Raw genomic sequence first — 21,292 nt, forward strand, 5'->3', positions numbered from 1 at the left:
GCGTCAGATCGCCATAGCCTTCGATGACGAAGCCCGGTCCGCCATGGTCCGGGCTTCGTCGTTTCCGGCCTGCCCTTCCTTCCCGGCCGTCGGCCCGCTCCTCACTCAGCCCCGGTCGCCGCCGGCACCGCGCGGTCCTCCGACGCCGGCCGCGCGGCACCGGACCGCGTTTCCGGCAGCGCCAGGGCGGCCAGCAGCAGCGCCACGCCGGCCGCCGCGGCCAGTACCAGGAAGGCGGCGTCGTAGCCCGCCCGGACGACGACCAGCCCCGCGGCACCGGTGCTGAGCGCCGCGCCGATGCCCTGGAGCATGGCGATCGCCCCCTGGCTGACGTTGAAGCGGCCGGTGCCTTCGGTCAGGTCGGCGACCACCAGCGGGAACAGCGCGCCGAACAGCCCGGCCCCGACGCCGTCCAGCAATTGCACCCCCACCAGCCAGGCGGGCGCGTCGGACAGCGTGTAGAGGAAGCCGCGCAGCGGCAGGACGAGGAAGGCGGCCAGCAGCAGCGGCTTGCGCCCCCAGCGGTCGGCCTTCGCCCCCACGAGCATCGCCATCGGCACCATGACAAGCTGCGCGGCGATGATGCAGAAGGACATAAGGCTGGTGCCGAGCCCCGGATCACGCATCGCGAGGAGCTGGCCGACCAGCGGCAGCATGGCGGCGTTGGCGAAATGGAACAGGGCGGCGCAGCCTCCGAAGATCAGCAGCGGCCGGCATCCCAGGATCGCCCGCAGCCCGGACGGCTCCTCCCTGGCGGTGCCGGCCTGGGCGGCATGCAGCCCACGCGCCACGGCATGGTCGATCGCGTCCGGGCGGATGGTGGCGGTGGCCGCGATGCTGCACAGTGCCATCGCCGTCATCAGCCAGAACACCGCAACCGGCCCGAAGAAGTAGGCGGCCGTTCCGGCCAGCAGGGCGGCCACCGCGTTGCCGGCATGGTTGAAGGACTCGTTGCGGCCGACCCGCCGGACGAAGGCGCGCGGGCCGAGCAGGCCGAGCGTGATCGCCGCGATCGCCGGCGGGAAGACCGCGCCGGCGGCGCCGACCGCCGACTGCAGCAGGGCGACGACGGCGAAGTCGTTGATCCAGGGGAGCAGCACGCAGCCGAGCGTGACGAGGAGGGCGGCGGCCACGATGACGGCGCGCTTGTACCGGGTCCCGTCGACCAGGGCACCCGCCGGGACCTGCGCGGCGATCCCCGCCAGCCCGGCCAGCATCATCACCAGGCCGATGCTGGCCTCGTCCCAGTGCTGCACGGTCAGCAGATAGATGGCGAGGTAGGGGCCCAACCCGTCGCGAACGTCGGCGAGGAAGAAGTTCAGCATGTCGAGCGACCGCTCCGGCCCGACCCGTCCTGACGCCATGATCCACCGCCTTATGTCATCGAACCAGTCGGCGCCGGGGCCATGCCTCCTGCGGTACTGTCCGGCTGCACAACGGCGCACGCGCCGATTCGGACCGGCGCGTTCAGAATCCGTGACGGCACTGTTCGAACTGGCTATGTTGGCGGGGATGCTGCTGTCTTTCGTCATAGGGTGAAGCTGGAATCCCGACGCCATGGCCGACCGTGATCCGAAAGAGATCGAGGAACTCCGGACGATCATCCAGGCGCACCAGGCTTGGCTGAAGCGGCCCGGCAGCGGCCGGCGCGCCGACCTCAGTTTCCGCGACCTGTCGCGCCTGAACCTCGACCGGGTCTCGCTGGCGGGCGCCAAGCTGGCCGGAGCCAACCTGTGCAACACCCGCATGGTGAAGGCAGACCTGTCGCAGGCCGACCTGTTCGGCGCCGACATGGAGGCCGTCAACCTGTCGGGCGCGGTTCTGACGGGCGCCGACCTGCGGGGGGCGAACCTGCACCGTGCCGTTCTCACCGACGCGAACCTGCGGGGCGCCGACTTCCGTGCCGGCGAACTGGTGGAAGGGGGCGACGCCGACCCGGCGGCCGGCCGCCGCCGCACCACCCAGGGCACCGGCACCACCCGCCTGACCGAGGCGAAGATGGAGCGTTCCATCCTCGCCGGCGCCAACTTCAGCGGCTGCGACCTCAGCGGCGCCGACCTGAACGATGCCGACCTGACGGGCGCTGAACTGACCTCGGCCGTGCTGATGGGCACCGATTTCTGCGGCGCCAATCTCGACGGGGCGGTGTTCGGCAACACGGTGATGGACCACGCCACGCTGACCCGAACCTTCATCCCCTTCGCCCTGCCGCCGGACGCCATCGTCCAGCCCAACTACACGGCCATGCCGGTGGCCGACTTCCTGCAGATGGTGGAGCGGCACGAGCTCTGGGTGGAGAGCGGCGGCGCCGACGGCGCGCGCCTCGACCTCGACCTCGTCTCGGTGGCGGGAGCGGACCTGCACGGGCGCAGCCTGGCCGGCGCCCGCCTGCGCCGCTGCCGCCTGCCGGGCGCCCGGCTGACCCGGGCCAGCCTGGAAATGGCGGAGCTGTCCTATATCGACCTGGACGAGGCCGATCTCCGCGACGCGGTGCTGCGCGGCGCCACCCTGCGCCGCGCCTATCTCGCCCACACCCTGCTGAACGGGGCGGATGCGCGCCCGGTCGCGCTGGCCGGCGGCCGTGCCTGGCCGGCGAACTTCGACGGTGCCGATTTCTCCGACGCCGACCTGCGCAACTCGCGGATGGCCGAGGCGGTGGTTCGCGGTGCCGTCTTCACCGGCGCGCTGACCGACGGGGCGGGCATCGACATGCCGTCCGCCACCTCGCCCCTCCCGGCTCCCCCGCCGGAGGAGCGCCGCCGGCAGAAGCGCTTCGTGCGGCCCGGCATGGTCGTCCATACCGAGCACGGCAGCTTCCCGGCGCGCGACTGGTCGGTCGGCGGCCTGTGCCTGCTGGCGGTGAACCAGCCCTACCAGCGCGGGCAGTCCTTCACGGCCCGCGTCGTGCTGGCCGACCGTCAGGACGTCACGGCGGTCGCCCGCCTCGTGGTCCTGCACCGCGACGAAGAGCGCGGGCAACTGTCCGTCGGCTTCCATCGGTATGGCGACGATTTGAAGGCTCTGCTGAAGACCGCCTTTCTCGAGCACCAGAAAATGGCGGGCTGACCGCCGGGGCGGCCAACACCGGCATTCCCACGAAATTCGTTGCACTTCCGTTTCAACTTATTGCGTTGCAGCGGTCGTTAAATCTCCGGAACGATCATTGGGGCGTCCTGTTTGATGGGAGCGCCGGCCGGGAGCATCCCGCCGGTCCATTCCCCGAGAGGAGGCTCCCATGGCAGACGAACAGAAGCCCAGGAAGGTCGGTGTGTATGACGGTTCCGGCGGCGGAGCAACCAGTTCGGGAATGAACTGGATGTGGATCATCCTCGGCCTGATCGTGGTCGCGATCGTCCTTTACCTGCTGCTTCGCTGACCCGCGGCGCCGCCGCCATGGTGCCCCCCGACATTCCGGAGACGGACAAGCCGGAAGCGGTCGTCCCGTTGCGCGACGAGACGGTGTCCGTCGAGAAGCAGCGCGTGGAGCGCAGCCGGGTCCGGGTTTCGACCCGGGTCGCCGAGCGCGAGACACTGGTCCGCGAAACGCTGGAGCATGAAGAGGCGCTCGTCACCCGCGTCCCTGTCGGTCGGGAGATCGACGCCTATCCGGGGATCCGCCAGGAAGGCGACGTCACGGTGATCCCGCTCGTCGAGGAGATCCTGGTGGTTGAGCGGCGGCTTGTGCTCCGCGAGGAACTGCACATCCGCAAGAGCCGGCGCACCGTCGACGTCGAACAGCCCGTCATCCTGCGGTCCGAACAGGCCGCGGTCGAGCGCATTGCGACACCCCGGCCCCACCCGAACACCGAACCCGAGGAGTAGCCCGATGTCCAAGACCATCGTTGCCCTCTACGACCACCGGTCCGACGCGACCGCCGCGTCGCAGGACCTGCAGGCGGCCGGCTTCGACGCCGGCATCATCGATGTCCTTTCCCATGCCGATCTCGCCGGTTCCGATCTGGCAAGCTCCGATCTGGCCCGCAGCGGCCAGGCAGGCGGCACCGACTGGAGCGGCAGCGGTTCCGGCACCGGCCTGACCGGCGATTCCTCCATCGGTGCGGCCGCGGGCATGGCCCGCACCGACCTGTCCACCGGCTATGTCGCCTCGCCCAACACGGTGCCGCCGACCACCGGCACCACCGCCGGCGGCATGCTCTCCCGCATCGCCGGCTGGGGCGTCCCGAACCATGACGCGCAGGTCTATGCCGAGGGCGTGCGCCGCGGCGGCACGCTGCTGAAGCTACGTGTCGACGAGGACGATGTCGACCGCGCCATGGAGGTTCTGGAGCGCGGCAACATCGTCGATGTCGAGGAGCGCGGCACCGCCTACCGCAACTCCGGCTGGACCGGCTTCGACGAGAGCGCCGGCTATTACGACGAGCGGTCGGCCGACGAGGAGCGCATGCGCTACACCCCGGGCCAGTCCGTCGCGGATGAGCGGCTGAGCGATGCCGCCGGCGCCATGCGCGAGGCCAACGTGCGCAGCACCGGCCCCGTCACCGGATCCGTCACGGGATCGGGGATCGGCACGGGCGTCGGTTCGGAGGCCGGCATGGAGAGCGGCCGTCGCGGCACCGCCGAGCGCGAGGAGCGGATCCCGCTGGTGGAGGAGCAGGTCCAGGTCGGCAAGCGCAGCGTCGAGCGCGGCGGCGTCCGCGTGCGCAGCTATGTGGTCGAGACGCCGGTCGAGGAACAGGTGCGCCTGCGCGACGAGACCGTCACCGTCGAGCGCCAGCCCGGCGGCATGGTCGAGGGTGCCGGCGCCGAGGTCCCGGCCGACGCCTTCCGCGAGCGGACCATCGAGGTCTCGGAGACCGACGAGGAAGCGGTGGTCAGCAAGACCGCCCATGTCCGCGAGACGGTAGTCGTCCGCAAGGACGTCGCCGAGCGCGCCGAGACCGTCCGCGACACCGTCCGCCGGACCGAGGTCGAGGTGGAGGACATGCGGGACAAGACCGACCGCCGCAGCGATCTCGACCGCTGAGGCGCGCCTCCCGTCTTCCCAGAACGGAAAAGAGGCGGCCTGCGGGCCGCCTCTTTTCCGTTGCTTGATCCTCGCCGCGCGATTGGGCCGCGCGATTTGACCGCGCGATGTGAAGGATCAGCCGCGCACCAGCGGCTTGTACTTGATGCGGTGCGGCTGGTCGGCATCGGCACCCAGGCGGCGCTTCTTGTCGGCCTCGTAGTCCTGGAAGTTGCCTTCGAACCATTCGACGTGGCTGTCGCCCTCGAAGGCCAGGATGTGGGTGGCGATGCGGTCGAGGAACCAGCGATCGTGGCTGATGACCACGGCACAGCCGGCGAAGGTCTGCAGCGCGTCCTCCAGCGCCCGGAGCGTGTCGACGTCGAGGTCGTTGGTCGGTTCGTCGAGCAGCAGGACGTTGGCGCCGGACTTCAGCATCTTCGCGAGGTGGACGCGGTTGCGCTCACCGCCCGACAGTTGGCCGACCTTCTTCTGCTGGTCGGGACCACGGAAGTTGAAGCTGGAGACGTAGGCGCGGCTGGGCATGGTCTTCTTGCCGAGCTCCACCAGGTCCAGCCCGTCGGAGATCTCCTCCCACACCGTCTTCTTGGCGTCGAGGCTGTCGCGGCTCTGGTCGACATAGCCGAGCTTCACCGTATCGCCGACGCGGAAGGTGCCGGCGTCCGGGCCGTCCTGGCCGGTGATCATGCGGAACAGCGTGGTCTTGCCGGCGCCGTTCGGGCCGATGACGCCGACGATGCCGCCCGGCGGCAGCCGGAAGGACAGGCCGTCGATCAGCAGGCGGTCGCCGAAGCCCTTGGCGATGCTTTCCGCCTCGATGACGACGTTGCCCAGGCGCGGCGGCACCGGAATGACGATCTTCGTCTCGCCGGCCTGTTCCTTGCCGCTTTCGGCCAGCAAGGTCTCGTAGGCGGTGATGCGGGCCTTGCTCTTGGCCTGGCGGGCGCGCGGGCTCTGCCGGATCCACTCCAGCTCGGTGGCGAGCTGCTTCTGGCGGGATTCCTCCTGGCGGCCTTCCTGCTCCAGGCGCTTCTGCTTCTGCTCCAGCCAGGACGAGTAGTTGCCTTCCCAAGGAATCCCCGACCCGCGGTCGAGTTCGAGGATCCAGCCGGTGACGCTGTCGAGGAAGTAGCGGTCGTGGGTGACCAGCACGACGGTGCCCTTGTAGTCCTCCAGGTGCTTCTGCAGCCAGGCGACCGATTCGGCGTCGAGGTGGTTGGTCGGCTCGTCGAGCAGCAGGAGGTCGGGCTTTTCCAGCAGCAGCTTGCAGAGCGCGATGCGGCGTTTCTCGCCGCCCGACAGCTTGGTCACGTCGGCGTCGCCCGGCGGGCAGCGCAACGCGTCCATGGCGATCTCGACCGTGCGGTCGATGTCCCAGGCGTCGGCGGCGTCGATCTTCTCCTGCAGTTCGCCCTGTTCGGCCAGCAGCGCGTCGAAGTCGGCGTCCGGATCGGCCATCAGGTTCGACACTTCGTTGAAGCGGTCGAGCAGCGCCTTCGTCTCCTTCAGCGCCTCCATGACGTTTTCCTGGACGTTCTTGGTCGGGTCGAGCTGCGGCTCCTGCGGCAGGTAGCCGACCTTGGCGCCCTCGGCCGCCCAGGCCTCGCCCGAGAAGTCCTTGTCCATGCCGGCCATGATCTTCATCAGGGTCGACTTACCGGCGCCGTTGACGCCGAGCACGCCGATCTTCACACCCGGCAGGAACGAGAGCCAGACGTTGTCGAGAACCTTCTTGCCGCCAGGATAGACCTTGGTCAGGCCCTTCATGACATAGACATACTGGTAGGACGCCATGCGCCGCTCCGACCTTCCGAAAAGATGTGAAAACCGGCGCCGCCCCCATCCCTGCGGTTCTACGGCACCCTGTCGCTTGGGTCCGGTTTTAGCGCATAAGAGCGGTGCGTGAAACCATGTTGAGCCGCCCGGCCCGAATCGGCCGGCGGCCGGAGGAGCAGGATTGGCCGCCCCAAGCCCGAACATTTACGTGGACGCCGACGCCTGCCCGGTCAAGGCGGAGATCTACAAGGTCGCCGGCCGCACCGGCTGCAAGGTCTGGCTGGTCGCCAACGCGCCGCTGCGGCTGCCGACCGACTGCATCGCCGAACTGGTGGTGGTGAGCGACGGCTTCGACGCCGCCGACAACTGGATCGCCGACCATGCCGGCGCGACCGACATCGTGGTGACCGCCGACATCCCGCTGGCCGACCGCTGCGTCAAGCGCGACGCCGTGGTGATCGGCCCGACCGGGCGCCCCTTCACCGCCGACAGCGTCGGCTCGGCGCTGGCGACGCGCGCCCTGATGCAGGACCTGCGCGACATGGGCGTGGTCAGCGGCGGCAACGCCCCGATGAGCCAGCGCGACAAGTCGCAGTTCCTCCAGGCGCTCGACCAGGCGGTGCAGGCGCTGAAGGCGGGGCGGCGGCCACGGTTCCGCTGAGGGGGCAGTGCCCCCTTACACCCGCACGACCTTGCCGGGGTTCAGCAGGTTGTCCGGATCGAGCGTCCGCTTCAGGTCGCCCATGACGGCGTAGGCGTCGCCGGTCTCCTGCTCCAGGAACGCCATCTTGCCATAGCCGATGCCGTGCTCGCCGGTGCAGGTGCCGCCCATCGCCAGCGCGCGGCCGACCATCTTGTCGGCAAGGCGCTGGGCCTCGGCCATCTCCTCGGGCTTTTCCGGGTCGATGACGTAGACCAGGTGGAAGTTGCCGTCGCCGACATGGCCGACCATCGGGGCCAGCATGTTGGACTCCGCCAGATCCTGCTTGGTCTCCAGGATACAGTCGGCCAGCCGCGAGATCGGCACGCAGACGTCGGTCGGCCAGCCCTTCGAGCCCGGACGCAAGGCGAGCGCGGCGTAATAGGCGTCGTGACGGGCCTGCCACAGCTTGGAGCGGTCCTCCGGCCGGACGGCCCAGGCGAACTCCATCCCGCCATGCTCCGACGCGATGGCCGCCACCATCTCGGCCTGCTCCTTCACGCCGGCCTCGGTGCCGTGGAACTCGAAGAACAGTGTCGGCGCCACCGCATAATCGAGCTTGGAGTATTTGTTGACCGCGTCGATCTGCACCTCGTCCAGCAGCTCGATGCGGGCGACCGGAACGCCGACCTGGATGGTCTGGATCACCGTGTCGACGGCGCCCTTGATGGTCGAAAAGGCGCAGACGGCGGACGAGATCGCCTCCGGGATGCCGTAGAGCTTCAGCGTCACCTCGGTGATGATGCCGAGCGTGCCTTCCGAGCCGACGAACAGCCGGGTCAGGTCGTAGCCGGCCGCCGACTTGCGCGCCCGCCCGCCGGTCCTGATGACGCGGCCGTCGGCCAGCACCACGGTCAGACCCAGGACGTTCTCGCGCATCGTGCCGTAGCGCACGGCGTTGGTGCCGCTGGCCCGGGTCGCCGTCATGCCGCCCAGCGAGGCATTGGCGCCGGGGTCGATCGGGAAGAACAGGCCGGTGTCGCGCAGATGCTCGTTCAACTGCTTGCGGGTCACGCCGGCCTGGACGGTGACGTCCAGGTCCTCCGCGCTGACGCGCAGGATCTGCTGCATGTTCGACAGGTCGATGGTGATGCCGCCGGCCAGCGCCGCGATGCCGCCCTCCAGCGAGGTCCCGGTGCCGAAGGGGATGATCGGCAGCTTGTGCTTGGCGCAGATGCGGACGATCGCGCTGACCTCCTCGGTCGAGCTGGCGAAGGCGACGCCGTCCGGCGGGAAGGGGGCGTGGTAGGACTCGTCCTTGCCGTGATGCTCGCGCACCGGCAGGGAGGTGGTGAACCGATCGCCCAGCAATGCCGCCAGCTCGGCCCGGGCCTCTTCGGTCAGGGCCGCACGCGGCCGGGTGGTGGCGATGACGGTCATGGGGCTTTTCCTTCCCGGTCGGTGGTTCATTCGTATAACCAAATGAAGCTAAAGCGGCGACGGAGCGCTTGGCAAGATCACGCCTGCGCAAGGGTGGGATGCCGGGGGTCCCCGCCCGACCGCCGCACCGGCCGCCAAACCGCAGTCTGCAACACCTGTTGCACGGCCGGCGCAACAGGTCGTGCAACAGGTGTGGCGCCGCCGCACCCCGGTGTGGCGGACGCAACCGCTGAAACCAGCGAATTTCCGCCACACTGACCATCTGGCACGGCAGTTGCTCCATCTCCTCCAGAAAGGCCGCCGCCGCACGGCGCGCCGCAACGAGGGGGAGACGCCATCTTGGCTCCGGTCGTCGGCATCGTCGCCAATCCGGTTTCCGCCCGGGACATCCGCCGGGTCGTCGCCAACGCCACCAGCCTGCAGATCGCCGACCGGGCGAACATCCTGCTGCGGGTGCTGGCGGCCCTGCGGGCCTGCGGGGTGCAGGACGTGCTGATGATGCCGGAGAACGGCGGCATCCGTGCCCACGTCGAGCGCGGGGTGATGCGGGCGAAATCCCGCGGCGAGGACATATACCCTTCCCTCCACCCCGTCGCCATGCCGGTCACCGGCACCGTCGCCGACACCCACCGCGCCACGGTGGAGATGCGGCGGGCGGGGGTAGCGGCGCTGGTGGTGCTGGGCGGCGACGGCACCCACCGGGCGGTGGCCGCCGACTGCGGGACGGTGCCGATCGCCGGCATCTCGACCGGAACCAACAACGCCTTCCCCGAACATCGCGAGCCGACGATCACCGGGCTCGCCACCGGGCTTGCGGTGACCGGCCGCGTGCCGCCGCACATCGCCTTCGCCGCCAACAAGCGCATCGACGTGTCCCTTATCAACGGGGCGAACGGCGGTGCCGTCACCGACCTGGCGCTGGTCGACGTGGCGCTGGTGACGGAACGCTACATCGGCGCCCGCGCCCTGTGGCGGACCGAGAATTTCCGCGAGCTCTACGTCACCTTCGCCGACCCGGAGGTGATCGGCATGTCGGCCATCGCCGGCCTGCTGGAGCCCGTCGGCCGCGACGAGAGCGGCGGCCTGATGGTGCGCCTGTCGGCCGACGGGGACGGCGCCGGCGAAGGCCGCCGGGGGACCACCACGCTCCATGCCCCCATCGCGCCGGGAATGATGGCCCGGGTCGGCGTCACCGACTGGCGCCGCATGCCGGCCGACGTCGCCTTCGTGCCGGAGGTCGCCGCCGGCTCCATCGCGCTCGACGGGGAACGCGAACTGTCCTTCACCGAGCGCGACCGCCTGTCCCTGACGCTCCGGGACGGCGCCTTCCGTACGGTCAACGTCGCCGCGGTCATGCGGCACGCCGGCCAGAACCGGCTGCTGACCGCCACCCCGGTGCCCGCCACCGCCTTCTGAACACCAAACACCAACCAGGGAGAAAACACCCCATGTCCGCGACCATGTCCGCGAACCCCTTCCCTCTCGGCAAGGACGAACTGCTGCAGGCCTACCGCACCATGCGGACCATCCGCGAGTTCGAGGAGCGGCTGCACGTCGATTTCGCCAAGGGCGACATCCCCGGCTTCGTCCACCTCTATGCCGGCGAGGAGGCCTGCGCCACCGGCATCATGATGCACCTGAACGACAACGACCGCATCGCCTCCACCCACCGCGGCCACGGCCACTGCATCGCCAAGGGCGTCGACGTCCATGCGATGATGGCGGAGATCTACGGCCGCAGCACCGGCGCCTGCCGCGGCAAGGGCGGGTCGATGCACATCGCCGACCTGTCCAAGGGCATGATGGGGGCCAACGGCATCCTCGGCGCCGGCGCACCGCTGATCTGCGGGGCGGCGCTGGCGGCCAAGGTGCGCGGCGACCGCGGCGTCGGCATCACCTTCGTCGGCGACGGCGCGTCGAACCAGGGCACCTTCCTGGAGAGCCTGAACCTCGCCGCGGTGTGGAACCTGCCGGTGGTCTTCGTGGTGGAGAACAACGGCTATGCCGAGTCCACCGCGATGGAATGGGCGGTGTCCTGCGACAGCTACGTCGACCGCGCCACCGGCTTCGGCATGCCGGGCGTCACGGTCGACGGCACCGACTTCTTCGCGGTGTACGAGGCGGCCGGCGAGATCATCCGCCGCGCCCGCGACGGCGGCGGCCCGGCGCTGCTGGAATGCAACATGGTCCGCTTCTACGGCCATTTCGAAGGCGACGCCCAGACCTACCGCGCCAAGGGCGAACTGGAGTCCATCCGCGCCTCGCGCGACTGCCTGACCATCCTGTCGGAACGGGTGATCGAGGCAGGCGTGATCGGCCGCGACGAGCTGCAGGCGGTCGACCGCGAGGTCGGCGCGCTGATCGAGGACGCGGTGCGCGCCGCCAAGGCGGCACCGCTGCCGGTGGCCGAAGACCTGCTGCGCGACGTCTACGTCGCCTATTGAGCCAATCCAATAAACGCGAAACGCGCGGAGGAAACACATGTCCCGCAAGATCAGCATGAAGCAGGCGATCAACGAGGCCCTGGACCTGGAGATGCGCCGCGACCCCACCGTCATCGTCATGGGCGAGGACATCGTCGGCGGCACCGGCGCGCACGGCGAGGACGACGCCTGGGGCGGCGTGCTGGGCGTCACCAAGGGACTGTACGCCAAGCACGGCAACCGGCTGATGGACACGCCGCTGTCGGAATCCGCCTATATCGGCGCCGCCATCGGTGCCGCCGCCTGCGGCCTGCGGCCGGTGGCGGAGCTGATGTTCCTGGACTTCATGGGCGTCTGCTTCGACCAGATCTTCAACCAGGCCGCCAAGTTCCGCTACATGTTCGGCGGCAAGGCGGAAACCCCGGTGGTGATCCGCGGCATGATCGGCGCCGGCTTCCGCGCCGCCGCCCAGCATTCGCAGATGCTCACGCCGCTGTTCACCCACATTCCGGGGCTGAAGGTGGTCTGCCCCAGCAACGCCTATGACGCCAAGGGCCTGCTGATCCAGTCGATCCGCGACAACGACCCGGTCATCTTCTGCGAGCACAAGAACCTCTACGGCCTGGAGTGCGAAGTTCCGGCCGAGAGCTACGCCATTCCCTTCGGCGAGGCGAACGTCCTGCGCGACGGCGACGACGTGACCATCGTCAGCTATGGCCTGACCGTCCACCGCGCGATGGAGGCGGCGACGGCGCTGGCCAAGGACGGCACCGAGGCCGAGGTGATCGACCTGCGCACCCTGTCGCCCATCGACTGGGACACCATCATCGAAAGCGTCGAGCGCACCGGCCGGCTCGTGGTGGTGGACGAGGCGCACCCGCGCTGCAACCTCGCCACCGACATCGCCGCCTTCGTCGGGCAGAACGCCTTCGGCGCGTTGAAGGCGGGCGTGCAGATGGTGACGGCGCCCCATACGCCGGTGCCCTTCGCGCCGACGCTGGAGGACCTCTACATCCCCAGCGCCGACAGCATCGCCGTCGCCGCCCGCCGCACCCTGGCACCCGGCGGCCAGTCGCCGCGGATCGCGGCGTGAGCTGAGCGCCCGTCCTTGCCCCCTCCCTGACCCTCCCCCGCCTCCGGCGGTGGAGGGGACTGCCGCCGCCTTGCAAAAGGCACCCTCTCCCGCGAAGCGGGGGAGGGATGGGGAGGGGGCGTGCCTCGCCAAACAAAAAAGTCTTCCCAGGAGCCTGAAGCACATGCTGAACGAGCGCATCAAGCCCATCGTCATGCCGAAATGGGGCCTGTCCATGTCCGAGGGCAAGGTCACCGGCTGGCTGAAGCGGCCGGGATCCGCCATCTCCATCGGCGACGAGTTGCTGGAGGTCGAGACCGACAAGATCACCAACGTCGTCGAGGCGGGCGAGACCGGCGTCCTGCGCCGGGTGCTGGGCGAGCCCGGCACCGTCTATCCGGTCAAGGCGCTGATCGCCGTGCTGGCCGAACCGGACGTGCCGGACGACGACATCGACGCCTTCATCAGCGCCTATGCCGCCCCCGCCAGCGAAGACGACGGCGAGGCCGAAGCCGGCCCGCAATACCACACCGCCGAGACCCCGGCCGGCACCCTGCGCTATGCCAAGCGGGGAGAGGGCGGCCCGGCCGTCCTGCTGGTCCACGGCTTCGGCGGCGACCTCGACAACTGGCTGTTCACCATCGACGCGCTGGCGGAGAACGCCACCGTCTACGCGCTCGACCTGCCCGGCCACGGCCAGTCGACCAAGCAGGTCGCCGACCCCAGCCTGACCGGCCTGTCGCAGGCCGTGCTGGGCTTCCTCGATACGGTCGGCGTCGAGCGCGCCCACCTCGTCGGGCATTCGATGGGCGGCGCCGTCTCCATGCGGACGGCCCTGGACGCCCCCGGCCGCGTCGCATCGCTGTCGTTGATCGCGTCGGCCGGACTGGGGGAGCAGATCGACCACGGCTACATCCAGGGTTTCGTCGGCGCGACGTCACGCCGCGACCTGAAACCCGTCCTGGAAACGCTGTTCGCCGACCGCGGCCTTGTCAGCCGCAAGCTGGTCGACGACCTCTTGAAGTACAAGCGGCTCGACGGCGTCGACGACGCCCTGCGGGCCTTGTCCGCCAGCCTGTTCGCCGACGGCAGGCAGACCGGTGTGCTCGCCGGCCAGATCGCCGCCCAAATCGCCGACGCCGGCCTGCCGACCCTGGTGGTGTGGGGCGAGGAGGACCGCGTCATCCCCGCCGCGCACGCCAGCGCGCTGGCCGACACGGCGCAGGTCGCCGTGATCCCCGGCGCCGGCCACATGGTGCAGATGGAGGCGGCCGGCAAGGTGAACGCGCTGCTGAAGGAGCATATCGGCAAGGCGAGCTGAGGCCCGACCGGCCTCACCCCTGCCCCGACGGAGTGTCCCGACCCTCTGGCCACCGGCGCGCCGCGATCGCGCGCCGGAAGGAGACCGCTCATGCCTGACCTCAAGGACAAGAGCATCATCGTCACCGGCGCCGGCCGCGGCATCGGCGCCGCCATCGCCAAGGCGCTCGCCGCCGACGGCGCCCGCCTGACCATCGCCGACCGCACCGAGGCCGACGCCCAACAGGTGGCCGAGGCCATCCGCGCCGCCGGCGGCAGCGCAATCGCCGTCACCGTCGACGTCCGCGACCGCACCGCCGTCCGCCGCATGATCGACGAGACGGTCAGGGCGCATGGCCGGCTCGACGTGCTGTTCAACAATGCCGGCATCGCCCAGACCAAGCCCTTCCTCGACATCACCGAGGACGACTGGCGCACCGTCACCGACGTCAACGCGCTCGGAGTGATGATCGGCATGCAGGAGGCGATCAAGACCTTCCGCAGCCAGGGCGGCGGCGGCAAGCTCGTCAACACCGCCTCGATTGCCGGCAAGCAGGGTTACGAGCCGCTGGCCCATTATTCGGCCAGCAAGTTCGCGGTCGTCGCCATGACCCAGGCGGTCGCCCGCGGCTTCGGCAAGGAAGGGATCACCGCCAACGCCATCTGCCCCGGCGTGGTGGCGACCGAGATGTGGAAGGTCATCGACCAGGGCTTCCGCGACACCGGCATCACCAAGTCCGAGAACGAAGCCTTCGACATGTTCGCCGCCGGCGCGGTGCTGGGGCGGCCGTCGCGGCCCGACGACCTCGTCGGGGTGGCGCGCTTCCTCGCCTCGTCAGACAGCGACTTCATGACCGGCCAGTCGCTGCTGGTCGATGGCGGGATGGTCTTCGCCTGAACGCCGCCTGAACGCCCAGGACATCCAAAGCGCCCACAACGATAAAACCGGAGGAAAACACCATGAATGCGATGACCACGATGAAGGCCGCCGTCTGGCACGGCCGCAAGGACATCCGGGTCGAGGAGGTGCCGCTGCCGGGCGCGCCGCCGGCGGGCTGGGTGCAGATCAAGGTGCATTGGTGCGGCATCTGCGGGTCCGACCTGCATGAATATGTCGCCGGCCCGGTCTTCATCCCGGTCGACACGCCGCACCCGCTGACCGGCCTGAAGGGCCAGTGCATCCTGGGCCACGAGTTCAGCGGCGAGATCGCGGCGCTGGGCGAGGGCGTCAGCGGATTCGCAGTCGGCGACCGGGTGACGGCGGACGCCTGCCAGCATTGCGGCGAGTGCTGGTACTGCAAGCACGGCATGTACAACATCTGCGAGAAGCTGGCCTTCACCGGCCTGATGAACAACGGCGCCTTCGCCAGCCTGGTCAATGTCCCGGCCGAGCTGCTTTACCGGCTGCCCGACGGCTTCCCGACCGAGGCCGGCGCCCTGATCGAGCCGCTGGCGGTCGGCATGCACGCGGTGAAGAAGGCCGGCGGCATCGTCGGCGAGACGGTGGTGGTGGTCGGCGCCGGCACCATCGGCCTGTGCACCATCATGTGCGCGAAGGCGGCGGGGGCAGGACGGATCATCGTCCTTGAGATGTCCGCCGCCCGCAAGGCCAAGGCGCTGGAGGTCGGCGCCAGCATCGTGCTCGACCCCAAGGAGTGCGACGCGGTGGCGGAGGTCAAGGCGCTGACTGGCGGCTATGGTGCCGACGTGTCGTTCGAGTGCATCGGCCACCGCGATACCGCCAAGCTGGCCATCGATGTCATCCGCAAGGCCGGCAAGGCGGTGCTGGTCGGCATCTTCGAGGAACCCAGCGCCTTCAACTTCTTCGAGATCGTCGCCACCGAGAAGCAGGTCATCGGCTCGCTGGCCTACAATGGCGAGTTCGCCGACGTCATCCGCTTCATCGCCGACGGCCGCATCGACGTGCAGCCGCTGATCACCGGCCGCATCACGCTGGACGACATCGTCGGCGGCGGCTTCGAGGAGCTGGTCGCCCACAAGGACCGCAACGTGAAGATCATCGTGCAGCCGCAGGCGGTTGCCGCGGCAACCGAACAGCCGGAGCTCGTCCACTGATGGCCCTGCCCGCGATGCATGCACCCCGCCCGGACCATCGGGCCGAGAGGCCGGGCTGGCTCCGCGCCCGCGCCCCCGCCGGGACGGCGTTCGAGGACACGCAGTCGCTCGTCCGCCGCCACGGCCTGAACACGGTCTGCGAGGAGGCCGCCTGCCCCAACATCGGCGAATGCTGGAGCAAGCGGCACGCCACGGTGATGATCCTGGGCAGCGTGTGCACGCGGGCCTGCGCCTTCTGCAACGTCGCCACCGGCCGGCCGGACGTGCTCGATCCCCACGAGCCGGACCGGCTGGCCGAGGCGGTGGGCGAGCTTGGGCTCGCCCATGTCGTCATCACCTCGGTCGACCGTGACGACCTGCCCGACGGCGGGGCGGCGCATTTCGCCCGCTGCATCCGCCGTCTGCGCGAGACCGCGCCCACCACGACGGTCGAGGTGCTGACCCCCGACTTCCGCAACAAGCCGGGGGCGGTCGAGACCGTGGCGGACGCCCGGCCAGACGTCTACAACCACAATCTGGAGACCGTGCCGCGGCTCTATGCCGAGGTGCGGCCGGGAGCCCGCTATTACGGGTCGCTGCGGCTGCTGGAGCGGGTGAAGGAGCGCGATCCCTCGGTCTTCACCAAGTCCGGCATCATGGTCGGGCTGGGCGAGGAGCCGGCGGAGGTGTTGCAGGTGATGGACGACCTCCGGGCGGCGGGCGTCGATTTCCTGACGATCGGCCAGTATCTCCGCCCGACTCCGAAGCATCACCCGGTCGCCCGCCACGTCACGCCCGAGGAGTTCGAGCGCTACGCGACGGTGGCGCGGGCCAGGGGCTTCCTGATGGTGTCGGCGACGCCGCTGACCCGCTCCTCCCACCATGCCGGCCGCGACTTCGAAGAGCTGCGGCGGCGGGCGGCCGGCCGCTGACACTCAGCGCCGTCAGTCCGGCGCCCGCAGGCGGTAGCCGACCCCGGTCTCGGTCAGGATGTGGTGGGGCCGTTCGGGCGCCGCCTCGATCTTCTGGCGGAGCTGGCGGATGTAGATGCGCAGATACTGCACGTCGGTCTCGCCGCCCCAGACCTCCTTCAGGATGAAGCGGTGGGTCAGCACCTTGCCGGCATGGGCGATCAGCAGGCGCAGCAGGTCGTATTCGCGCGGCGACAGCTTCACCTCCTCGCCGCGGACGGTGACGATGCGGCGGACCAGGTCGACGGCGAGGTCGCCGCTGCGGAACAGCGGCTTCTCGCCCTGCTGCTGCAACCGGTGGCGCAGGGCGGCGCGGATGCGCGCCAGCAACTCGTCGACGCCGAAGGGCTTGGTGACGTAGTCGTCGGCGCCGAGGTCCAGCGCCTCCACCTTCCCCGCCTCGTCGACGCGGCTGGACAGCACGATCACCGGCAGGCTCGCCCCGGCCACCCGCAGGGAGCGGATCACGTCCAGCCCGCCGATCTCCTGCCCGCCGACCGCCGGCAGCCCGAGGTCGAGCACCAGCAGGTCGGGCGACTGCCGCCGCACCGCCTCCAGCGCCGCGGCGCCGTCCCCGGCCTCCAGGATGGTGTAGCCCTGGGCCGACAGGCTGGTGCGCAGGAACCGGCGGATCGGCGGTTCGTCGTCGACCACCAGGATCTTCAACGGCACGGCTTCAGACCGCATGGCGCACCCCCCCGGCAACGCCGCGCCCGCGTCCCCGGCCCCCGGCGAATGGAACATTTGCACCGTTTGAAACATCGCCGGGCGCCTGTTCCATCCCTTCATCGGACCGGCCGCCGCCAGGGAAGCCCGGTGGGCGGACCTGAGATGGCCGGAGGCGGCACGGCCGGAAGCCGATGGGCCGGGAAGAGCGGCTTTGGCGACGGCGGCTCCGGGCGACGGCGGAGCGGAGGCGGACCATGCGTGGCCATCCATGAACGGAATGGGGAACGGGCCTCACCTCCTATCACAGAGCCGGAGCGGCGCTAAGCATCGGCTGAAAAAGCCCGCGCGGCCCCCTGCCCTTCCCCTCCGCCGCACGGACAGCGGACCGTGACCACGACGGCCGGGCAGTGTTGCACCGCAATAAAATCCGGACGGTGCTCCGAATGTTCAGACACCGGCCTCTCAGGTCACCCCGGCCTTCGAAATATGTGCTCTGCTTTATGCAAATACACACAAAGCAATATCCCTGAACCGCGGGGGTGATCGTCCACTTCTATGCATGGAGGAAGGATGGGGCAATCCGCCGCAGGATGGACCAACATTGTCCCGAGCGATTCCGATTGCCATCCGAGGCCGCAAGGGATCATACCGGATTGCTGATATATCAGTTCCGGTCCTGCCGAGAAGCGCGGCGGCCCGGCCGCCTCGACACCACCCAGCCGGCACCAGACGGCGAAAGGCTCGCCGACTACCTCCCGGAGGACCATCATGCCCGCCACACGCAAGACGCTGTCGATCCGAGCCACCCTCGGCCTGGTGATGGCCGCCCTCGGCATCCTGCTGATCGGCACCAGCACCCATACGCTGGTCGACGTCGTCCAGCGCGTGCGGAGCGCCTACGACGTCACCGAGTACAGCGCGTCGAGCCGCGACCTGCTGCGCAGCCTGCTGGCCGTCCGGCTGGAGCGCGCCCTGGTCGCCTTCAAGGTCGGCGCCGACGGCGCCCCCGATCCGGCCGCCGAGGCGGACATCGCCCGCGACCGGCAGGAGGCCGAGGACGGCTTCCGCAGGATCGACGCGGCCTTCTCGGGCTACGGCATCGCCGGCATCGGCCCGGTCGCCGACCGCCTGCGCAGGACGCACCAGGATCTGGCGGCGCTGCGTGCCGATGCCGACGCCGCGGCCCGCCTGCCGAAGGGATCGCGCGATCCGCGGCTTTCCGACCGCTGGACCGCCGCGGCCGTCGCCCATCTCGACGCGCTGACCGCCGCGACCGACCTGATCGACGACGCCATCCGCATGAACGACCCGGTTGTCGACCATTACCTCCAGATCAAGCGCGCCGCCTGGGCGAGCCGCATCGGCATCGGCGCGCTGTCGCTGCGCATCCAGACGGCGATGGCCACCGGGGCGCCCTGGACGGTGGAGGACGAGGCCGCCGCCCGCGAGGCCGCCGGCAAGCTGGCGCAATCCTGGTCGCTGGTGAAGGAGGCGGCCACGCGGGCCGACGTGTCGAAGACGGTGCGCGATGCCGTCGAGGCCGCCAAGGTCAACGTCGAGGGTGCGGTCCCGGCACAGCGCGAGGCGGTGCTCGCCGCGCTCCGCAAGGGCGAGGCGCCCGCCACCGACCTGGCGACGCAGCGCCGCGAGGACACCGCGAACCAGGGGCTGATCGTCGACGTCGCCCATGCCGCCGTGGAGGAGATGGTCGGCCGCACCGAGCGCGAGCTGGGACGGGCGACGCGGGACGCCGCGGTCGCCGGCCTGCTGGTGGCCGCGGCGGTCGGGCTGACCCTGTTCGGCTTCCTCATCACCCGCCGCCGGGTCACCGGGCCGATCCGTGCCATGACCGACGCCATGTCGCGCATCGCCCGCGGCGAGCTCGACACCGAGATCCCAGGTGCCGGCCGCAGCGACGAGATCGGCGGCATGGCCGCCGCCGTCCGCGTCTTCAAGGACGGGCTGAAGGAGGCCGAGCGGCTGTCGGCGGAAAAGGCCGCCGAGCAGGCGGCGAAGGAACGCCGCGCCGCCCGGCTGGACGACCTCGTCCACGGTTTCGAGGCCAGCGCCCAGGACATCGCCGAGGCCGTCGCGTCGGCCGCCTGCGAGATGCACGCCACCGCCGCGGCGATGTCGGAGACCGCGCGGCAGACCAGCGAGGGCGCCGGGCTCGTCGCCTCGGCGTCCGGGGAGACCAGCGCCAACGTGCAGAGCGTCGCCACCGCGACGGAGGAGCTGTCCGCCTCCATCGGCGAGATCGGGCGGCAGGTCGCCTCCTCCACCACGGTCACCGCCCATGCCGTCACCCAGGCCGAGAGCACCGACCGCACCATCCGCGGCCTGGTCGACGCGGCCGAGCAGATCGGCCAGGTGGTGGGGATGATCACCGCCATCGCCAGCCAGACCAACCTGCTGGCGCTGAACGCGACGATCGAGGCGGCGCGTGCCGGCGAGGCCGGCAAGGGGTTCGCCGTCGTCGCCAGCGAGGTGAAGAACCTCGCCGGCCAGACCGCCCGGGCGACCGAGGAGATCCAGGCGAAGGTCCAGGAGATCCAGACGGCCACCGGCGGCGCCCAGGCGGCCATCCGCGACGTCGGCAAGACCATCGGCCGGATCAACGAGGTGACCACGACCATCGCCTCGGCGATCGAGGAACAGGGCGCCGCCACCCGCGAGATCGCCGGCAGCGTCGTCCAGGCCGCCGGGGGCATCGAATCGGTGTCCGCCACCATCGCCGGCGTCACCCGCGCGGCCACCGAGACCAGCGCCGCCGCCTCGCAGGTCCTAGCCACGGCCGACGGGCTGACCAGGGAAGCGGAGGCGCTGCGCCAGGCGGTCGGGCGCTTCATCGAGGAGGTGCGGGCGGCGTGAGGGTGGCGGCGGCCATGCCCCCAGACTTGGCGGGCGGCTATGCCGGCCAGTACAGGCGCTTGAGGGGCAGCAGGCGCTTGGAGTCGACGTCCAGCCCGTCGTAATGCTCCAGCGCCAGGGCGACGAGGTCGTCGAGGTCCAGCAGCGACAAGGGGATGGGCGCCCGGTCGGCTTCGTACTTCGCATCGCGGGCAAAGCCGCCGGTGGAGACGTAGAGGCCGCGGTCGCCGGGGCGCCGGCCGCCGAGGAAGGAGCGCACGGACGGCGCACCGATGGGGCCGGAGCGGTGCTTGACCTCGACGAAGATGCGGGGGTCCTCCAACCCCAGCCCGTCGGGCGAGGCGAAGATGTCGCGGCCACGGTCGGGGCCGACCGGCGACACGCGCGTCTTGTAGCCCATCGCCCGCAGCAGGCCGGCAACGAACAGCTCCATGTCGCGCGGGCTGAGTTTCACCAGCCGGTCCTTGATGAACTCCAGCGCCTTCGCTTCAAGATCCTCGAACAGGTCCTGCTCGGCCGCGGCCTCCGCCGTCGGGTCGGCAACGGATACAGCGTCGAGGTCAGCACCGTCCTGCACGGCGGCACCCACCTGCTTGGCCGACGGAGCGTCCGGGCCAGCCAGCGCAGTGTCGATTTCGGCGGCCGTCTCCGCTGGGACCTGGAAGACGGTGGTGACCGATCCCAGCAAGTTCTTGGCGGAGACGCCCAGCACATCCCGCGGAACCGAGCCGCCCCAGGTCACCGGCCGGACATTGGGGTAATCGGCGTCGAAGGCCGGTTCATGGGCGTAAGGGCCGGTCACGGTGCCGACATGATAGACGCGGCCGTCAGGGTCGTAGGAGATGACGCGGTCGCCGACCTGAATGTCGCTGCGGAAGCGGTGGAGTTGGCCGGCATTGTTGCCGACCTCATAGACGTTCCAGTCAGGCCAGCGGGTCCGCACCAGCGCCACCATCGCCGGCCGGTCAGCCACCGCCGCCAGCGAACCGAGGTCTGCCCAACCGATGGCAATCCGCCCGGCGGTGCGGAAGCGGTCGATCAGCGCGCCGCGCTTTCCGGCGCGGACCATCCAGGTCTTGGGGGGCATGCGGG

Annotated in this window: 18 protein-coding genes; 13 read left to right on the plus strand and 5 right to left on the minus strand. The window is 70.2% G+C overall.

Annotation, left to right across the window (positions count from 1 at the left end; genetic code table 11):
- Positions 1–101: 101 nt before the first annotated feature.
- Positions 102–1,364, minus strand: a complete 1,263-nt coding sequence (locus tag J2850_RS03950) for an MFS transporter (RefSeq protein ID WP_209978966.1) — start codon at positions 1,362–1,364, stop codon at positions 102–104.
- A gap of 193 nt (positions 1,365–1,557) precedes the next feature.
- Between J2850_RS03950 and J2850_RS03955 the strand changes: the two genes are divergently transcribed.
- The 4 genes from J2850_RS03955 to J2850_RS03970 all read left to right on the plus strand — a co-directional run bounded on the left by J2850_RS03955 (position 1,558) and on the right by J2850_RS03970 (position 4,984).
- Positions 1,558–3,066: a pentapeptide repeat-containing protein gene (locus J2850_RS03955; RefSeq protein ID WP_209978968.1), complete on the plus strand. Its 1,509-nt coding sequence runs from the start codon at positions 1,558–1,560 to the stop codon at positions 3,064–3,066.
- 169 nt (positions 3,067–3,235) lie between these two features.
- The gene (locus J2850_RS03960) at positions 3,236–3,376 is read left to right on the plus strand and encodes a hypothetical protein (RefSeq protein ID WP_209978969.1); all 141 of its coding nucleotides are present in this window, start codon (positions 3,236–3,238) and stop codon (positions 3,374–3,376) included.
- A 17-nt stretch (positions 3,377–3,393) separates the two neighbouring features.
- Positions 3,394–3,822, plus strand: coding sequence for a YsnF/AvaK domain-containing protein (locus J2850_RS03965; RefSeq protein ID WP_209978971.1), 429 nt, complete (start codon positions 3,394–3,396; stop codon positions 3,820–3,822).
- 4 nt (positions 3,823–3,826) lie between these two features.
- On the plus strand, positions 3,827–4,984 hold the full coding sequence (locus J2850_RS03970) for a YsnF/AvaK domain-containing protein (RefSeq protein ID WP_209978973.1): 1,158 nt from the start codon (positions 3,827–3,829) through the stop codon (positions 4,982–4,984).
- A 117-nt stretch (positions 4,985–5,101) separates the two neighbouring features.
- Here J2850_RS03970 and ettA read toward each other — a convergent pair whose 3' ends face one another.
- On the minus strand, positions 5,102–6,778 hold the full coding sequence (gene ettA / locus J2850_RS03975; RefSeq protein ID WP_209978975.1) for an energy-dependent translational throttle protein EttA: 1,677 nt from the start codon (positions 6,776–6,778) through the stop codon (positions 5,102–5,104).
- Positions 6,779–6,941: 163 nt separating this feature from the next.
- On the opposite strand from ettA, the gene J2850_RS03980 reads away from it, so the two are divergent.
- The gene (locus J2850_RS03980; RefSeq protein WP_211113759.1) at positions 6,942–7,421 is read left to right on the plus strand and encodes a YaiI/YqxD family protein; all 480 of its coding nucleotides are present in this window, start codon (positions 6,942–6,944) and stop codon (positions 7,419–7,421) included.
- Positions 7,422–7,436: 15 nt separating this feature from the next.
- Here the strand turns inward: J2850_RS03980 and J2850_RS03985 are convergent, their stop codons facing one another.
- Positions 7,437–8,840, minus strand: coding sequence for an FAD-linked oxidase C-terminal domain-containing protein (locus J2850_RS03985; protein WP_209978977.1), 1,404 nt, complete (start codon positions 8,838–8,840; stop codon positions 7,437–7,439).
- A 339-nt stretch (positions 8,841–9,179) separates the two neighbouring features.
- Between J2850_RS03985 and J2850_RS03990 the strand changes: the two genes are divergently transcribed.
- The 7 genes from J2850_RS03990 to lipA all read left to right on the plus strand — a co-directional run bounded on the left by J2850_RS03990 (position 9,180) and on the right by lipA (position 16,621).
- A complete protein-coding gene (locus J2850_RS03990) occupies positions 9,180–10,256 on the plus strand; it encodes an ATP-NAD kinase family protein (protein WP_209978979.1) in 1,077 nt (358 codons plus the stop codon).
- 32 nt (positions 10,257–10,288) lie between these two features.
- Positions 10,289–11,284, plus strand: coding sequence for a thiamine pyrophosphate-dependent dehydrogenase E1 component subunit alpha (locus J2850_RS03995; RefSeq protein WP_417281578.1), 996 nt, complete (start codon positions 10,289–10,291; stop codon positions 11,282–11,284).
- 37 nt (positions 11,285–11,321) lie between these two features.
- Positions 11,322–12,356 carry an alpha-ketoacid dehydrogenase subunit beta gene (locus J2850_RS04000; RefSeq protein ID WP_209978981.1) on the plus strand — a complete coding sequence of 345 codons (1,035 nt, stop codon included), beginning with the start codon at positions 11,322–11,324 and terminating at the stop codon, positions 12,354–12,356.
- 163 nt (positions 12,357–12,519) lie between these two features.
- Entirely contained in the window at positions 12,520–13,656 is a 1,137-nt protein-coding gene (locus tag J2850_RS04005; protein ID WP_209978983.1) for an acetoin dehydrogenase dihydrolipoyllysine-residue acetyltransferase subunit, read from the plus strand.
- 90 nt (positions 13,657–13,746) lie between these two features.
- On the plus strand, positions 13,747–14,532 hold the full coding sequence (locus J2850_RS04010) for a glucose 1-dehydrogenase (RefSeq protein ID WP_209978985.1): 786 nt from the start codon (positions 13,747–13,749) through the stop codon (positions 14,530–14,532).
- A gap of 62 nt (positions 14,533–14,594) precedes the next feature.
- Positions 14,595–15,710: a 2,3-butanediol dehydrogenase gene (locus J2850_RS04015; RefSeq protein WP_246512784.1), complete on the plus strand. Its 1,116-nt coding sequence runs from the start codon at positions 14,595–14,597 to the stop codon at positions 15,708–15,710.
- A complete protein-coding gene (gene lipA / locus J2850_RS04020; RefSeq protein ID WP_209978987.1) occupies positions 15,710–16,621 on the plus strand; it encodes a lipoyl synthase in 912 nt (303 codons plus the stop codon). The genes J2850_RS04015 and lipA overlap by 1 nt, the downstream gene beginning before the upstream one ends.
- A 12-nt stretch (positions 16,622–16,633) precedes the next feature.
- Here the strand turns inward: lipA and J2850_RS04025 are convergent, their stop codons facing one another.
- On the minus strand, positions 16,634–17,347 hold the full coding sequence (locus J2850_RS04025) for a response regulator (protein ID WP_209978989.1): 714 nt from the start codon (positions 17,345–17,347) through the stop codon (positions 16,634–16,636).
- A 750-nt stretch (positions 17,348–18,097) separates the two neighbouring features.
- Here J2850_RS04025 and J2850_RS04030 point away from each other — a divergent pair.
- Positions 18,098–20,200: a methyl-accepting chemotaxis protein gene (locus J2850_RS04030; protein WP_209978991.1), complete on the plus strand. Its 2,103-nt coding sequence runs from the start codon at positions 18,098–18,100 to the stop codon at positions 20,198–20,200.
- 37 nt (positions 20,201–20,237) lie between these two features.
- Here the strand turns inward: J2850_RS04030 and J2850_RS04035 are convergent, their stop codons facing one another.
- Positions 20,238–21,287 carry a restriction endonuclease gene (locus J2850_RS04035; RefSeq protein ID WP_209978993.1) on the minus strand — a complete coding sequence of 350 codons (1,050 nt, stop codon included), beginning with the start codon at positions 21,285–21,287 and terminating at the stop codon, positions 20,238–20,240.
- Positions 21,288–21,292: the final 5 nt, after the last annotated feature.

This window comes from Azospirillum picis (assembly GCF_017876115.1).
GTDB lineage: Bacteria > Pseudomonadota > Alphaproteobacteria > Azospirillales > Azospirillaceae > Azospirillum > Azospirillum picis.

What these genes read in the sequence shown, in the direction of transcription:
- J2850_RS03950 (WP_209978966.1), bottom strand. Translation starts at nt 1,364, where the DNA reads ATGGCGTCAGGACGGGTCGGGCCGGAGCGGTCGCTCGACATGCTGAAC.
- J2850_RS03955 (WP_209978968.1), top strand. Translation starts at nt 1,558, where the DNA reads ATGGCCGACCGTGATCCGAAAGAGATCGAGGAACTCCGGACGATCATC.
- J2850_RS03960 (WP_209978969.1), top strand. Translation starts at nt 3,236, where the DNA reads ATGGCAGACGAACAGAAGCCCAGGAAGGTCGGTGTGTATGACGGTTCC.
- J2850_RS03965 (WP_209978971.1), top strand. Translation starts at nt 3,394, where the DNA reads ATGGTGCCCCCCGACATTCCGGAGACGGACAAGCCGGAAGCGGTCGTC.
- J2850_RS03970 (WP_209978973.1), top strand. Translation starts at nt 3,827, where the DNA reads ATGTCCAAGACCATCGTTGCCCTCTACGACCACCGGTCCGACGCGACC.
- ettA (WP_209978975.1), bottom strand. Translation starts at nt 6,778, where the DNA reads ATGGCGTCCTACCAGTATGTCTATGTCATGAAGGGCCTGACCAAGGTC.
- J2850_RS03985 (WP_209978977.1), bottom strand. Translation starts at nt 8,840, where the DNA reads ATGACCGTCATCGCCACCACCCGGCCGCGTGCGGCCCTGACCGAAGAG.
- J2850_RS03995 (WP_417281578.1), top strand. Translation starts at nt 10,289, where the DNA reads ATGTCCGCGACCATGTCCGCGAACCCCTTCCCTCTCGGCAAGGACGAA.
- J2850_RS04000 (WP_209978981.1), top strand. Translation starts at nt 11,322, where the DNA reads ATGTCCCGCAAGATCAGCATGAAGCAGGCGATCAACGAGGCCCTGGAC.
- J2850_RS04005 (WP_209978983.1), top strand. Translation starts at nt 12,520, where the DNA reads ATGCTGAACGAGCGCATCAAGCCCATCGTCATGCCGAAATGGGGCCTG.
- J2850_RS04010 (WP_209978985.1), top strand. Translation starts at nt 13,747, where the DNA reads ATGCCTGACCTCAAGGACAAGAGCATCATCGTCACCGGCGCCGGCCGC.
- J2850_RS04015 (WP_246512784.1), top strand. Translation starts at nt 14,595, where the DNA reads ATGAATGCGATGACCACGATGAAGGCCGCCGTCTGGCACGGCCGCAAG.
- lipA (WP_209978987.1), top strand. Translation starts at nt 15,710, where the DNA reads ATGGCCCTGCCCGCGATGCATGCACCCCGCCCGGACCATCGGGCCGAG.
- J2850_RS04025 (WP_209978989.1), bottom strand. Translation starts at nt 17,347, where the DNA reads ATGCGGTCTGAAGCCGTGCCGTTGAAGATCCTGGTGGTCGACGACGAA.
- J2850_RS04030 (WP_209978991.1), top strand. Translation starts at nt 18,098, where the DNA reads ATGCCCGCCACACGCAAGACGCTGTCGATCCGAGCCACCCTCGGCCTG.
- J2850_RS04035 (WP_209978993.1), bottom strand. Translation starts at nt 21,287, where the DNA reads ATGCCCCCCAAGACCTGGATGGTCCGCGCCGGAAAGCGCGGCGCGCTG.